Source organism: Curtobacterium sp. MMLR14_002 (genome assembly GCF_001864975.1).
Classification (GTDB): Bacteria; Actinomycetota; Actinomycetes; order Actinomycetales; family Microbacteriaceae; genus Curtobacterium; species Curtobacterium flaccumfaciens.
The window spans coordinates 21,949-36,704 of sequence record NZ_MJGT01000050.1 but is presented as its reverse complement, the minus strand read 5'-3'; the positions used below and the strand labels follow the sequence as shown (position 1 = coordinate 36,704).

The following is a 14,756-nucleotide window of genomic DNA, read 5'->3' as shown; positions in this document are numbered from 1 at the left end:
TCCAGCGAGACGCCACGAACACACGGGCGCTGACCCTCGTCGTGGATGGATGACCGCTTCACGCGGCCTGACCGTATCACCCGATCTTCCGCAGCCCGAGCGCAGCCTTCTTCCGCACCCAGGGGCGGTCGTCGGTCAACTTCTCCTCCAAGGCCTCGCGCGCTCGCGGGTTCGGCCGCTTGCTCAACGCGAACACCGCATGCCCGCTGATGTCGTGGTCGTCCATGAGCTGCAGGAGGACATCGACCGCTTCGGGCCGCTTCGACTTCCCGAGCGCGAGGGCCACCATCTGGCGAGCATCGCCGTACTTCCGGTCAAGCGCGAGCGCTGCCACGTCGTCGAAGTACGTGTCCACGTACGCTGATTCGATCGAGTTCCCCACCGCCCAGCGTGTATCCGCTTCGTCGGTGAAGTTCCGGAACGCCTCGACCAGCGCGGGCATGGCTGCGCCCTTTGCCGACGGGTTCGTCAGCGTGTGAGCGACTGCCCGCTGCATCATCGGCGTCCGCGCCTTCCCTAGCCACTGGATCAGCGTCGGTACCGCGTCCTTGTACCGGACACCGGCCTGGGCGAAGGCGGACAGGTTCGAGAAGTCGTACCCCAGCGCGCGGAGGTCCGCCAGGATCGCCGACTGCTCGGCGGCTTCTTCTGGAGTGAACGGCATCAGGTCCTCGGGAGCGTGATGGCGTCGAGCGCCATTCCTTGGTCTCGATCCCCGCAGGTCGATCGACGCCCCTTCGGCTTGCTGGAAGCGCTCCTCGACGAGAATCGACGCGAAGAGCAGTCTCCCGCAACGAGCGGGGTCAGAACTACCCGATCTTCCGCAGCCCGAGCGCAGCCTTCTTCCGCACCCACGGGCGGTCGTCGGTCAACTTCTCCTCGAACGCCGCCCGCGCTCGCTGGTTCGGCCGCTTGCTCAGTGCGAAGACCGCATGCCCGCTGACGTCATGGTCGTCCATGAGCTGAAGGAGGACGCCGACCGCTTCGGGCCGCTTCGACTTCCCGAGCGCGAGGGCCACCATCTGCCGTGCACGTCCGTACCGAGGATCGAGCGCGAGCGCTGCCACGTCGTCGAAGTACGTGTCCACGTAGGCGGTCTCGATCGAGTTCCCCACCGCCCAGCGCGTGCCCGCTTCGTCAGTGAAGTTCCGGAACGCCTCGATCAGCGCGGGCATGGCTGCGCCCTTTGCCGACGGGTTCGTCAGCGTGTGAGCGACTGCCCGCTGCATCATCGGCGTCCGCGCCTTCCCTAGCCACTCGATCAGCGTCGGTACCGCGTCCTTGTACCGGATACCCGACTGAGCGAAGGCGGACAGGTTCGAGAAGTCGTACCCCAGCGCTCGGAGGTCGGCCAGGATCGCCGACTGCTCGGCGGCTTCTTCTGGAGTGAACGGCATCAGGTCCTCGGGAGCGTGTGGCGGCGAGTTCGCTTGACGACCGTCATCGGATCGACAGATCGATCGCGACGACGCCGAGTACAAAGATCAGGACGATGACCACGAGGCCGATCGTGGGTATCAGCACCTGTCGCCGCACCGTGGGAGCGCCGGACGCCCCGATGACCCAGGTCGTGATCGCGACGACGAGTGCGAGGAACGGCACGAGGAACTCCGCGACATCGCCGACCGCGTACGAACACCGCATCGTCTCGTCGGAGCCACACGGCGTGTACAGCAGCTGCGCGGCGAGCATCCCCGGCAGCGAGCCGATCGCCACGAACACCTCGAGGAAGACGAGGAAACAGAACGCGAGTCCGAGCAGCCACCAACCAGGTGGACGGCGCTGGACTTCGTCGATGGATGACCGCTTCATGTGAGGCTGACCGTACCGCAGGGGTGACACGGAGCACGGACTCGTAGGGTCGAGTCGTACCGACCGCACACCCGGGTGGGTCCGTGCCCCACAGCGGACCTGACGACGGGAACAGATCGTCCCTGTTGCCGGTTGCACCACACGGTGTCGCAGCCAGTGACACGAGAGCCCAGGAGGCCACCATGACCACCACCGAGACCGCCATCCTCGCCGGCGGATGCTTCTGGGGAGCGCAGCAGCTCCTCCGTCGTCGTCCCGGCATCGTCAGCACCCGCGTCGGCTACTCCGGCGGCGACGTGCCGAACGCGACGTACCGCAACCACGGCGACCACGCCGAGTCGGTCGAGATCGTCTTCGACCCGTCCCAGATCTCGTACCGGGACCTGCTGGAGTTCTTCTTCCAGATCCACGACCCGTCGACGAAGGACCGCCAGGGCAACGACATCGGTCGCAGCTACCGTTCGGCGATCTTCTTCACCTCGGACGAGCAGAAGCAGGTCGCGCTCGACACCATCGCGGACGTCGACGCGTCGGGCATCTGGCCCGGCAAGGTCGTCACCGAGGTCACCGCGGCCGGCCCGTTCTGGGAGGCCGAGGACGAGCACCAGGACTACCTCGAGAAGAACCCGCACGGCTACACCTGCCACTTCGTGCGTCCGGGCTGGAAGCTCCCGCACCGCGACGAGGCGACCGCGGCCGTCTGACCTGACGACCGCCGCGGATCAGCGCGATCCGCCGAGCAGTTCCAACCAGTCCCCGGGAAGGCGATCCGCCGGCCCGGGGACTGCCTGCGTCACGGGGTGGCTGGTGGGGGCTGCGAGCTCGAGCCCCTCGGAGCGGGTGTCGTCGCGGTAGTCCCAGGCCCAGGTCTCGCCGGGCTCGTAGCTCTGGATGACCGCGTGCCCGGTCTCCTCCCAGTGCCGCGTCGCGTGCGTGTTGAGGGAGTCGTCGCAGCAGCCGACGTGGCCGCACGCCGCGCAGCGGCGCAGGTGCACCCACCACGAACCGGTCGCGTCGCACTCGACGCACCCGTCTCCGCTCGGTGCGATCTCGGGGTGGATCATCTCGGCCTGGTCCGTCATGGCCCCATCATGCCTGCGAAGGGCCACATGCGGTCGGGAGGCACGGGGCGGGCCCGCACCGCGCCTCCAGGCCGTCATCGGGTCGCGTCCAGGGCGAGGCGTGGGGCGGTCGTGCGGGTGGCCGGGCCAGGATGGCCCTGGGGCCGACAGCCGATCGGCTCGCAGAGGGAGGACACCGTGGACACAGCGCCGTACTCGCAGCCGTTGCGGGAGTACATCGAACAGCTGCGGACCGAGGGGTACAGCGTCGCGGACGGTCAGACGGCCGACCCGGAGCTGATCGACCCGCACGGCAACCCGGTGCTCACCTGGCAGGACGACTACCCGTACTCGGAGCGCCTGCCGCGGGACGAGTACGAGTACCAGAAGTACCTGCTGCAGATCGAGCTGCTGAAGTGCCAGTACTGGCTCGAGGACACCGGCCAGAAGGTCGTCGTGCTCTTCGAGGGTCGTGACGCCGCGGGCAAGGGCGGCACGATCAAACGGTTCACGGAGCACCTCAACCCCCGGACCTCGCGGGTCGTCGCGCTGAGCAAGCCGACCGAGCGCGAGCGCGGTGAGTGGTACTTCCAGCGGTACGTGCAGCACCTGCCGGCCGCGGGTGAGATGGTCCTGTTCGACCGCTCCTGGTACAACCGTGCCGGCGTCGAACGGGTGATGGGCTTCTGCAGCGACGACGAGTACGAGTCGTTCATGACCCAGGTGCCGCAGTTCGAGCGGATGCTCGTCGACTCCGGCATCCACCTGACGAAGTTCTGGTTCTCGGTGACCCGGCGCGAGCAGCGGACCCGGTTCGCGATGCGCCAGCTCGACCCGGTGCGGCGGTGGAAGCTGTCCGACATCGACCTGCTGTCGCTCGACCGGTGGGAGGACTACACCGAGGCGAAGACAGCGATGTTCACCCGGACGAGCAAGCGCTACGCGCCGTGGACGATCGTGCGGTCGAACGACAAGAAGCGCGCGCGGCTCAACGCGATGCGGTACTTCCTGACGCAGTTCGACTACCCGGACAAGGCCGCCGACGTCATCGGCAAGCCGGACCCGCTCATCGTCCGCCGCGGCAAGCGGGACGTGGACGTCGAGTGATCCCCCACCACGGGTGATCCCCCACCGGTGATCCCCCGCCGCTGATCCGCCCGCCGACTCGGAACGTTTACACGCCGGGGCCTGCCGTCACGCACTCGAAACAGACGGGCAACGGCGCCGACACAGGGCCGCAAGACACTTGTCGCACTACCTGTCACCCGACAGGTACTCCGCGAAAGGTCTGCAGTCATGCGTTCTCCGCAAGCACCGCTCCACGCACCGCGCGCCACGTCCGACGTCGACACCCAGGGGCTCGCCCGCCTCGGCTACGAGCAGGAACTCCACCGCGGGGTCGGCTCGTTCTCCTCCTTCGCGGCGGGCTTCTCCTTCGTCTCGATCCTCACCACGGTCTTCCAGCTGTTCGGACTCGGCTTCGGGCTGGGCGGTGCTGCGTTCTTCTGGGCGTGGCCGCTCGTCTTCGGCGGCCAGCTGCTCGTCGCGCTGAACTTCGCGCAGCTCGCGGCCCGCTGGCCCATCTCCGGCGCGATCTTCCAGTGGTCGAGCCGTCTGGCCGGAGCCCGGTTCGGGTGGTTCACCGGCTGGACGATGATCATCGGCCAGATCCTCACCGTCGCGGTGGCGGCCATCGCCGTGCAGGCCGTGCTCCCCGCGATCTGGGACGGGTTCCAGGTCGTCGGCGGTCCGGGCGCGGACCCGTCCGTCGCGTCGCCGACCGGTGCCGCGAACGCGGTGGTCCTCGGGCTGGTGATGCTCGCCGTGACGACGATCGTGAACATCACGAGCGTCCGGCTGATGGCCCGCGTGACGAGCTTCGGCGTGCTCATCGAGATCGTCGGCGTGGTCGTGCTCATCGGCGCCCTGTTCCTCCTGCCGCACCGCAGCGCCTCCGTGGTGTTCACGACCGCCGGGTCGACGAGCACCGAGCCGTACGTGTGGGCGTTCTTGGCCTCCTCGCTGATGGCCGCGTACGTGATGGTCGGCTTCGACTCGGCCGGTGAGCTCGCGGAGGAGACCCACAACCCGCGCCGGACCACCCCGAAGACGATCGTCCGGGCACTCACGGTCTCCGGCCTCGGCGGCGGGCTGCTCATCATCGGCGCCCTCGTCGCCGCCCCGAGCCTGACCGACGGCAAGCTCGCCACCCAGGGTCTCGCCTGGGTGATCACCTCGACCCTCGGCGACGTCTTCGGCCAGCTCCTGCTCTGCACCGTCGCCGTCGCCGTCTTCGCCTGCACCCTCGCCGTGCAGACCGCCGGTGCCCGGATGGTCTACTCGATGGCCCGCGAGAAGGCGCTGCCCTTCCACCGCACCCTCGCCCGGGTCTCGCCCCGCACCGGCACCCCGATCGCCGCGTCGATCGTCGTCGGGGTCGGCGCCGGGCTGGCCCTCGCCGTCAACATCGGGCAGTCCGCGATCTTCACCGCCCTGTCGAGCCTGTGCATCGCGATGCTCTACCTGGCCTACCTCGGGGTCACCGGGCCGCTGCTGGTCCAGCGGATCAAGCTCCGTCGCACGGGGCTGCCGACCGGGGTAGACGAGGACGGCAAGCCGCTGTTCACCCTCGGTCGCTGGGGCATCCCGCTCAACGCGCTGGCCGTGGCGTTCCAGATCGGCATGGCGATCAACCTCATCTGGCCCCGGCCGGAGATCTACGACCTGACCGGCACCTCGTGGTGGCTGCAGTACAGCGCCCTGCTCTTCATCGGCGGCGTGCTGCTCGTCGGCTGGGCGTGGTCGAGCTGGCGGCACCGCACACACGGGCCGATCACCCTGGCCGAGGTGCCCACCACCGCGGCGGTACCCGTCCCCGCAGCCGCGACTGTGGCGAGCCCGACCGCCGCCTCCGTCGAAGCCTGATCCGGAAGGAACCCCATGCGTGACCTCCACCAGACCGACAGCGTGCTCGCCTCCCGGTCCGACGCACGCGCCCAGGCCGGCTCGCAGTCCGAGTACATGCCGTACCTGCCGGCGTCGTCGTCACCGTTCGCCCCCGAGGGCGTCGACCCCGCAGAACTCGTCTGGGCTGAGACGGTGGCGCCGGGCGGCTACACGCACAAGGTGCTGGCCCGCGGGTCACGGCTGCGGTTCGACGACCCGACGGGTCAGGCCTGCGCCAACGTCCTGGTGTTCAACGCGCTCGAACCGTGGGAGCGGCTCAACGTCGCCGACACCCAGAAGATCCCGTGGCAGGCGTACCTGGGCCAGGGTTCGCCGCTGCTGAGCGGGGACGGTCGGGCGCTGGCGACCGTGCTCGAGGACACCTCGGGGCACCACGACGCGTTCTGCGGCACCTCGACCGACGCCTGGAACGAGCGGAAGTACGGCGACGCGGCACCCGAGGGGCGCACCCCGAGCGGTCGGTCGCTGTTCGCGAAGGCCGCCGCGAAGCACGGGCTCACCAAGCGGGACCTGCCGCCGAGCATCTCGTTCTTCCAGGGCGTGCGGATCGACGCCGAGGGGGCGATGACCTTCACCGGTTCGGCGGGCGCGGGCACCCACGTCACGCTCGTCGCCGAGCTGCCGCTGCTCGTGCTGGTCGCGAACGTCGCGCACCCGATCGACCCGCGCCCGGACTACCTCGTCGGACCACTGCGGGTGCACGCCTGGCGAGGGGCCCCGACGACAGCGGCCGACGAGCGGTTCACCGCGACGCCGGAGCTCACCCGCGCCTACCTGAACTCGATCGACCACGCGGAAGCCCGAGGCCTGTGATGACCGACACGACGACCCACACCCCCACCTCCACCGTCCCGGTCGGAGCCGTCCACGACCCGGACGTCGCCCTCGACTGGAGCGAGTCCCTGGTGCCGGGCGCCGTGGTCCGCGACGACCGGGTCGCCCCGCTGGCGCCGTGGTCTGCCGTGGTCCGCGCCGGCGAGGTGCTCACCATCGTCGACGTCGGCGGCAACCAGAGCGCCGACTGCCTGCTCTACGACGCCCACGACCCCGACGAGCGGTACAGCGTGCCGGACACCCTCGCCGCACAGGGCAACGCGTACGTCCGGACCGGCACCGTCCTGATGTCGAACGAGGGCCGCCCGCTGATGACCGTCGTCGCGAACGAGATCGACCGGCAGGACACCATCGGCGGCGCGTGCTCGAAGGAGTCGAACACCCTGCGGTACGGGCACCACACCCAGTACCAGCACGGCTGCCGCGAGAACTTCCTGGCCGAGGCCGGCCGCCACGGACTCGGTGCCCGCGACATCGTGTCGAACCTCAACTGGTTCATGAACGTGCCGGTCGAGGCCGACGGCGCCCTCGGGATCGTCGACGGCATGAGCGCCCCCGGCAAGCGGGTCGCGATCCGGGCCGAGCGGGACGTGCTCGTCGTCGTCTCGAACTGCCCGCAGATGAACAACCCCTGCAACGACTTCTCCTGCACACCGCTGCGCATGATCGTGGTCCAGCCGTGACCGCTGCGCCCGACCCCACCGGGACCGCCACCGTGAACCAGACCCCTGCCCTCAGCACCGACACCGTCCTCGTCGCGAACCGCGGTGAGATCGCCCGTCGCATCATCCGCTCCGCGAAGGCACTCGGCATGCGCACCGTCGCCGTCTACTCCGACGCCGACCGCGCGGCACCCCACGTCCGCGAGGCCGACACCGCCGTCCGGCTCGGACCCGCACCCGCCCGCGGCTCCTACCTGCGCATCGACGCGGTGGTGCAGGCCGCGAAGGACACCGGCGCCGGACTCGTGCACCCCGGCTACGGGTTCCTGTCCGAGAACACCGAGTTCGCCCAGGCCTGCGAAGACGCCGGCATCCGGTTCGTCGGGCCGACCGCCGACCAGATCGTCCGGTTCGGCGCGAAGCACACCGCCCGCGAGCTCGCCGCCGCAGCCGGGGTCCCGATGCTCACCGGCACCGGACTGCTCGCCAGCGTCGACGACGCCGTGGCCGAGGCCGAGCGCATCGGGCTGCCCGTCATGCTCAAGGCCACCGGGGGCGGCGGCGGGATCGGCATGCAGGCGTGCTCCACCCTCGACGAGGTCCGCGAGGCCTACACGAGCGTCGTCCGCCTGGCGACTGCGAACTTCGGGTCGGCCGGCATCTTCCTCGAACGACTCGTGCGGCCGGCCCGGCACGTCGAGGTCCAGCTCTTCGGCGACGGCGAGGGCCGTGTCGCGGTGATCGGCGACCGCGACTGCTCCCTGCAGCGCCGCAACCAGAAGGTCATCGAGGAGGCCCCGGCACCGGCGCTCCCCGAGCACGTCCGCGCCGAGCTGCACGCGTCCGCCCGCCGCCTGGCCGAGAGCGTCGGGTACCGCAGCGCCGGCACCGTCGAGTTCGTCTACGACCCGGTGCGCGAAGAGGCGTCGTTCCTCGAGGTGAACACCCGCCTGCAGGTCGAGCACCCGGTCACGGAAGAGGTCTTCGGTGTCGACCTCGTCGAGCTCATGCTCCGCCTGGCCCGCGACGGTGCCGCCGGCATCGATCCCGACGTCTTTGACCGCACCTGGACCCCGAACGGCCACGCCGTCGAGGCCCGCGTCTACGCCGAGGACCCGGCGAAGGGCTCGCTGCCCTCCAGCGGCCTCGTCACCCAGGCCGTGTTCCCGAGCGCGACCACCCCCTCCGGCGAGCGCACCGGCATCCGCGTCGACGGCTGGGTCGAGACCGGCTCCGAGGTGTCCGCGTTCTACGACCCGATGCTCGCCAAGGTGGTCGCCACCGGGGAGACCCGCGACGACGCGCTCGACCTGCTGCGCGACGGGCTCGCGGCCACCCGCATCGACGGCATCGTCACGAACGCCGGGCTCCTCCGCGCGCTGACCGACGACCTCGAGCTCCGCACCGCCACGCACTCCACCTCGACGCTCGACGCGACCGAGGACCCGGACCCGCGCATCGACGTCGTCGCCCCGGGCACCATGACGATGATCCAGGACCTGCCGGGCCGGGTCGGGTACTGGCAGGTGGGCGTCCCGCCGAGCGGCCCGTTCGACGCGGCGTCCTTCGCCGAGGCGAACCGCGCCGTGGGGAACCCGGACGGCGCCCCCGCGCTCGAGGTCACCGCCACCGGCCCGACGCTCCGCTTCTCGGCCGCCGCGGTGGTGGCGCTCACGGGTGCGCCGGCACCGGTCACCCTCGACGGCGAACCCGTGGCGCTGTGGGAGCCCGTCGAGGTCGGCGCCGGGCAGACCCTGGCGATCGGCACGGCCCCCGGTCCGGGCCTCCGCACCTACCTGGCGGTCCGGGGCGGCTTCGACGTGCCGACCTACCTCGGCTCGACCGCGACCTTCACGCTCGGTGGCTTCGGCGGTCACGCCGGTCGGGCCCTGCTCGCCGGCGACGTCCTGCGCCCGGGATCCCCGGACTCGGACGCCCCGCACCCGGCGTTCCCGTCCGGGACCCGTCTGGGTCTGGTGGGCGGTCCGACCCCGGCCGACCGCCGCACCGCGCTGACCGACGCGTGGGAGATCGCCGTCACCGAGGGGCCGCACGCCGCACCGGACTTCTTCACCCGTGCCGACCTCGACGTCTTCTACGCCACCGACTACGCCGTGCACCACAACTCGGCGCGCACCGGCATCCGGCTCATCGGGCCGCGGCCGGAGTGGGCGCGGACCGACGGCGGCGAGGCCGGTCTGCACCCGTCGAACATCCACGACACCCCGTATGCCGTCGGTGCGATCGACTTCACCGGGGACACCCCGATCATCCTCGGACCGGACGGGCCGTCGCTCGGCGGCTTCGTCTGCCCCGCCGTGGTCGCCAGCGGCGACCTGTGGAAGCTGGGCCAGCTCCGACCGGGTGACACGGTCCGGTTCGTCCCCGTCCGCGAAGCCGACGCCGCCGCGCTCGACGCACGCCGGGCCTCCAGGACGGTGCCGCGCACCGGAGGCGACGGCGACGACGGCGTGATCGCCCGCCTGGACGCGACCGACGTGCGGCCGAGCGTCGCGTACCGACGCGACGGCGACGACAACGTGCTCGTGGAGTACGGCGACATGACCCTCGACATCGCGCTGCGGATGCGCGTGCACGCGCTCATGACGAAGCTGCAGGAGCACACCCCGAAGGGGATCCTCGACATCACGCCGGGCATCCGCTCGCTGCAGGTGCACACCGACGCGTCCGTGCTCAAGGCGCGCGACGTGGCGGGGCTGCTCCGCGAGCTCGAGGACGACATCCCGCCGACCGACCAGCTCGTCGTGCCGTCGCGCACCGTGAAGCTGCCGCTGTCATGGGACGACCCGGCCACCCGCCTGGCGATCGAGCGGTACATGAACGGCGTCCGGAACGACGCCCCGTGGACGCCGTGGAACATCGAGTTCATCCGTCGCATCAACGGGCTCGACAGCGTCGACGACGTCTTCCGCACCGTGTTCGACGCGAGCTACCTGGTGCTCGGCCTGGGCGACGTGTACCTCGGCGCCCCGGTCGCGACCCCGCTCGACCCCCGGCACCGCCTGGTCACGACGAAGTACAACCCGGCCCGCACCTGGACCGCCGAGAACTCCGTCGGCATCGGTGGCGCGTACCTGTGCATCTACGGCATGGAGGGTCCTGGCGGCTACCAGTTCGTCGGCCGCACGGTGCAGATCTGGAACCGGTTCCGCCGGGGCGGGCTGTTCCAGGAGAACCCGTGGGCGCTGCGGTTCTTCGACCGGATCGAGTGGTACCCGGTCGGTGCCGACGAGCTGCTCGAGCTGCGCGCGGAGACGGACGCCGGACGGGGCTCGTTCGAGACCGTCGAGGGCGAGTTCTCGATCGCGTCGTACAACCGGTTCCTGGCCGACAACGCCGGGTCCATCGCGGACTTCCGGGCGCAGCAGGCGCAGGCGTTCGGCGAGGAGAAGGAGCGGTGGCGGGCATCGGGCGAGTTCGACGTCCGGGACGAACCGGCCGCCGTGGTGGCCGACGCCGTGACCGTGCCCGAGGGGTCGACCGCCGTGTACGCCCCCTTCACCTCGACCGTGTGGCAGGTGGACGTCCGCCCGGGTGACCGTGTGGACGAGGGGCAGAAGCTGCTGGCCGTGGAGGCGATGAAGATGGAGTCGATGGTGCACGCACCCGTTCCGGGCCACGTGCTCGAGGTGTACATCAAGCCGGGCGACCAGGTCGCGCCGGGCCAGGTCCTCGCCGCGATCGGAGCGGCAGCGTGAGCGGGGCCGTCGCGGCGAGCGCCGGCCCGACCGCCGCCACCGCGGCCGCCACGACGTCCGCCGCGGCCCGCGTCCGCGACGCCTTCGCCCGCATCGACGCCGTCGACCGCCCCGAGGTCTGGATCACCCTGCGCGACCGCACCGACGTGCTGGCCGAGGCCGAAGCCGTCGACCCGACGCTGCCCCTGGCCGGCCTGCTGTTCGCCGTGAAGGACAACATCGACGTCGCCGGCCTGCCCACCACCGCAGCCGCGCACTCCTACGCCCACGACCCCGCCGCCGACGCCACCGCCGTCGCCCGGCTCCGCGCCGCCGGCGCCGTCGTCGTCGGCAAGACGAACCTCGACCAGTTCGCCACCGGCCTGGTCGGCACCCGCTCGCCCTTCGGCGCGGTCCGGAACGCCTGGGACCCGACGCGGATCTCCGGCGGCTCGTCGAGCGGTTCCGCCACGGCGGTCGCCCTGGGCATCGTCGACTTCGCGCTCGGCACCGACACCGCCGGGTCCGGCCGGGTGCCCGCCGCGCTCGGCAACCTGGTCGGGGTGAAGCCGACGAAGGGGCTCGTGCCGAACACCGGGGTCGTCCCCGCCTGCCGCTCGCAGGACTGCGTCACGGTGTTCGCCCGGTCGCTCGACCTGGCGCGCACGGCGGCCGAGCTGATGGCCGGTCCGGACGGCGTCGACCCGCTCGCGCGGCCCGACCTCGCCCTCGCCGACCTGCCCGCCGTCCCGCGCATCGCGGTGCCGCTGCCGTCGCAGCTCGAGGGGCTCGCACCCGGCTGGGCCGAGGCGTTCACCGCGGCCGTCGACCGGTTCCGTGCGCTCGGACACCAGGTGGTCGAGGTCGACATCGCACCCCTGCTCGACGCCGCGTCGCTGCTCTACGACGGCGCGTTCGTCGCCGAACGGTACGCGGCCGTCGGCGCCCACATCGAGGCCCACCGCGACGAGGTCGGTGCCGACCTCGACCCGTCGGTCGCCGCGATCGTGCTCGGTGGCGCACGGCCGACCGCCGCGGAGCTCTTCGCCGACCAGGAACGACTCGACGCGTTCGGGGCAGCGGGTCGCGCCGCACTCGAGGGCACGACCGCCCTGCTCACCCCGACGACGACGTGGCACCCGACGCTCGAGCAGGTCGCGGCCGACCCGATCGGCGCGAACAGCCGGATGGGTCGGTTCACGAACTTCGCGAACCTGCTCGACATGGCCTCGCTCGCCGTGCCCGCCGGGTTCGTCGACGGCCTGCCGTTCGGCGTCATGCTCACCGGTCCGGCGTTCAGCGACCGGCGCCTGGCGGCGTTGGCCGCCGCGTTCGCCGCCCCGACCGTCGACCTGCTGGTCGTCGGGGCGCACCTGCGCGGGCAACCCCTGAACGGACAGCTGGTCGCGTCCGGCGGATCGTTCGTCCGGGAGGCCCGCACCGCGTCCGACTACCGGCTGTACGCACTCGACACGGTGCCGCCCAAGCCCGGGCTGGTCCGCGTGGGTCCGGTCGCGTCCGGCGCCGCCGCGCCGGGCTCCGGCTCGGGCTCGGGCTCGGGCTCGGGCTCGGGCATCGTCGGGGAGGTCTGGCGCCTGCCCGCCGCCGGCTTCGGCACCTTCGTCGCGGCCCTGCCGGCACCGATGGCGATCGGCACCGTGGCGCTCGACGACGGCACCGAGGTCACCGGGTTCCTGGTCGAGCCGTTCGCGGTCGAGGGGGCCGAGGACATCACCCACCACGGCGGCTGGCGCGCGTACCGGGAGCAGTCGTGACGGACACCGGCTGTCAGGATGGGGGCATGTCCCCCGACGACCGGCCCGTGCGCCCCGGCCGACCGCGGGTCGTGCCGAACGCCGACTCCGCGCTGAGCCCGCGCGACCAGATCCTCGACGCCGCCGCCGCGCTGTTCGTCGAGAACGGCATCAGCGCGACCTCGACCCAGGCGATCGCCGAACGGGTCGGGATCCGGCAGGCCTCGCTGTACTACCACTTCGCCGGCAAGGACGACATGCTCGTCGAGCTGCTCACGACCTCGGTGCGCCCGAGCCTCGAGCTGGTCCGCGGCCTCGAGCAGCTCGTGCCGGAGTCGGCCTCCGCAGCCGGGGCCCTCGCCGCGCTGGTCGTCGCCGACGTGGACACCCTCGCCCGCACGCCGCACAACATCGGCACGCTCTACCTGCTGCCCGAGGTGCAGGGCGAGCGCTACGACGGGTTCCGGGCCGAGCGCGTCGAACTGCAGGAGGCCTACGGGCGCCTCGGCTCGCGCGCTGCCGCCCCGGAGGTCGCCGCCGGTGTCTCGCCGTCGCGCCTCGGTGCGGTGCTCATCCAGATCACCGAGACCGTCATCCAGCTCCGCCGGTCCGGCCCCGTGCAGGACGCCGACCGCGACGCCCTCGTCGCGACCTGCCTGCGCGCCTGCGGCCTCGACACCGCCGCCGTGGCCGAGGCCCGACGCGACGCCGAGTCCCTGCTGGCCGCCGTCGCGGTCTGACCCTCTCTCTCCCCTCTGCAAGGAGTCACCATGACCACGATCACCCCCGCCGCACACCGTCCGCTCGCCGACGCACTGCTCCCCCGCACCGCCGTCGTCAGCACCGCCCTGGTCCTCGGCGGCGCGCTGCTGACCGCCGGTGCCGCGCAGGTGTCCGTGCCGATCTGGCCCGTCCCGATCACCGGGCAGACCCTGGCCGTGCTGCTCGTCGGCAGTGCCCTCGGTGCCCGTCGCGGTGCCCTGTCGATGCTCGTCTACGCACTGCTCGGCGTCGTCGGGCTGCCGGTCTTCGCGGACGGTTCGGCCGGGTTCGGCGTGCTCGTCGGCCCCTCCGGCGGGTACATCGTCGGCTTCGTCGCCGCCGCGGCCCTGGTCGGCTGGGTCGCTGAGCGCTTCGGCGACCGCCCGCTGCGGAACGCGCTGCTGTCCTTCGCCCTCGGCACCGTCGTCACCTTCGTCGCCGGGATGGCCTGGCTCGCGGTGGCACTCGGCCTCGACCTGCAGCAGACCCTGCAGTACGGGCTCTACCCGTTCGTCCTCGGTGGCGTGGTGAAGACCCTGATCGGCGCCGGCGTGATCTCCCTCGGGTGGACCGCGGCCCTCCGCTCGGCCACCCGCCGGTGAGCGCTCCGTCAGGACTCCGCCGCCGACCGTAGGGGTTCCGTCAGGAGGCCTTCCGCGCTGCGCGAGCCCGCGAGAGCGTGTGGTCGTGACACTGACTGCGATCATGCCGACGCTCCGCGCGTCGCTCCCCGATCCGATGGACCCGTTCCTCTGGCCCGCCCACACCGTCGCGACCACCGACGACCTGCTGGTCTCGGCGATCTCGATGGTCCGGCTCGCCGACCTCACCGGCACCCCGACCGTGCACACCGCCGAGCAGTCCTCGCCCCGGTACCGCCCGCGCGGCTGGGCACCCCGCGACGTCAGCGTCGCCGTGGCGTCGGTCACCCGTGTGCGGCGGCCGCGCACCGGGGTGGTGCTCCTGGAACTGGACGCGGTCCTGCCGACCTGCGCCGTGCTCGACCAGGTGCGCCTGATCGGACGCCGGAGCACCGCTCCCCTCTCCCCGATGTACGTCGTCACCCGCTGTGACGGTCAGGCCGACGGTCCGTTCCACCGCCTCCCGGCTCCGTTGCCCGCCGATGTCCGCGAAGGCGACCTGGTCTGCTTCCCGTGCCTGGCGACCGTCCGGCACCGCGACGTCGTCGAGCCGGTCCGGGCGGAA

Annotated in this window: 14 protein-coding genes; 10 read left to right on the top strand and 4 right to left on the bottom strand. The window is 71.7% G+C overall.

From position 1 onward, the window contains the following. Positions 1 to 76: 76 nt before the first annotated feature. The 3 genes from BIU91_RS06735 to BIU91_RS06725 form a co-directional block, all read right to left on the bottom strand. A complete protein-coding gene (locus BIU91_RS06735) occupies positions 77 to 664 on the bottom strand; it encodes a HEAT repeat domain-containing protein (protein ID WP_071404765.1) in 588 nt (195 codons plus the stop codon). A 145-nt stretch (positions 665 to 809) separates the two neighbouring features. Continuing rightward, entirely contained in the window at positions 810 to 1,397 is a 588-nt protein-coding gene (locus BIU91_RS06730) for a HEAT repeat domain-containing protein (protein ID WP_071404764.1), read from the bottom strand. A gap of 43 nt (positions 1,398 to 1,440) precedes the next feature. Next, the gene (locus tag BIU91_RS06725; RefSeq protein ID WP_071404763.1) at positions 1,441 to 1,812 is read right to left on the bottom strand and encodes a hypothetical protein; all 372 of its coding nucleotides are present in this window, start codon (positions 1,810 to 1,812) and stop codon (positions 1,441 to 1,443) included. Positions 1,813 to 1,994: 182 nt separating this feature from the next. Between BIU91_RS06725 and msrA the strand changes: the two genes are divergently transcribed. Beyond that, positions 1,995 to 2,516, top strand: coding sequence for a peptide-methionine (S)-S-oxide reductase MsrA (gene msrA, locus BIU91_RS06720; RefSeq protein WP_071404762.1), 522 nt, complete (start codon positions 1,995 to 1,997; stop codon positions 2,514 to 2,516). 18 nt (positions 2,517 to 2,534) lie between these two features. On the opposite strand, the gene BIU91_RS06715 is transcribed toward msrA, so the two are convergent. Further along, positions 2,535 to 2,894, bottom strand: coding sequence for a UBP-type zinc finger domain-containing protein (locus BIU91_RS06715; protein ID WP_071404761.1), 360 nt, complete (start codon positions 2,892 to 2,894; stop codon positions 2,535 to 2,537). 177 nt (positions 2,895 to 3,071) lie between these two features. On the opposite strand from BIU91_RS06715, the gene ppk2 reads away from it, so the two are divergent. From ppk2 to BIU91_RS18845, 9 genes are all read left to right on the top strand, one after another. Next, positions 3,072 to 3,980, top strand: a complete 909-nt coding sequence (gene ppk2, locus BIU91_RS06710) for a polyphosphate kinase 2 (protein ID WP_027467245.1) — start codon at positions 3,072 to 3,074, stop codon at positions 3,978 to 3,980. 189 nt (positions 3,981 to 4,169) lie between these two features. Then, positions 4,170 to 5,798 carry an amino acid permease gene (locus BIU91_RS06705; protein ID WP_071404760.1) on the top strand — a complete coding sequence of 543 codons (1,629 nt, stop codon included), beginning with the start codon at positions 4,170 to 4,172 and terminating at the stop codon, positions 5,796 to 5,798. Positions 5,799 to 5,813: 15 nt separating this feature from the next. Further along, positions 5,814 to 6,653 carry an urea amidolyase associated protein UAAP1 gene (locus tag BIU91_RS06700; RefSeq protein ID WP_071404759.1) on the top strand — a complete coding sequence of 280 codons (840 nt, stop codon included), beginning with the start codon at positions 5,814 to 5,816 and terminating at the stop codon, positions 6,651 to 6,653. After that, complete coding sequence (locus tag BIU91_RS06695) at positions 6,653 to 7,357, top strand: urea amidolyase associated protein UAAP2 (protein WP_071404758.1); 705 nt, start codon at positions 6,653 to 6,655, stop codon at positions 7,355 to 7,357. Before BIU91_RS06700 ends, BIU91_RS06695 begins: the two co-directional genes overlap by 1 nt. A 32-nt stretch (positions 7,358 to 7,389) precedes the next feature. Continuing rightward, entirely contained in the window at positions 7,390 to 11,055 is a 3,666-nt protein-coding gene (uca, locus tag BIU91_RS06690) for an urea carboxylase (RefSeq protein ID WP_071404966.1), read from the top strand. Next, positions 11,052 to 12,809, top strand: coding sequence for an allophanate hydrolase (gene atzF, locus BIU91_RS06685; protein WP_071404757.1), 1,758 nt, complete (start codon positions 11,052 to 11,054; stop codon positions 12,807 to 12,809). Before uca ends, atzF begins: the two co-directional genes overlap by 4 nt. Positions 12,810 to 12,835: 26 nt before the next feature. Further along, positions 12,836 to 13,528 carry a TetR/AcrR family transcriptional regulator gene (locus BIU91_RS06680; protein WP_071404756.1) on the top strand — a complete coding sequence of 231 codons (693 nt, stop codon included), beginning with the start codon at positions 12,836 to 12,838 and terminating at the stop codon, positions 13,526 to 13,528. Positions 13,529 to 13,558: 30 nt separating this feature from the next. Further along, positions 13,559 to 14,152 carry a biotin transporter BioY gene (locus tag BIU91_RS06675; protein ID WP_071404755.1) on the top strand — a complete coding sequence of 198 codons (594 nt, stop codon included), beginning with the start codon at positions 13,559 to 13,561 and terminating at the stop codon, positions 14,150 to 14,152. 85 nt (positions 14,153 to 14,237) lie between these two features. Further along, positions 14,238 to 14,756: hypothetical protein (locus BIU91_RS18845; protein WP_171907791.1), on the top strand; the 519-nt coding region annotated here is incomplete at its 3' end.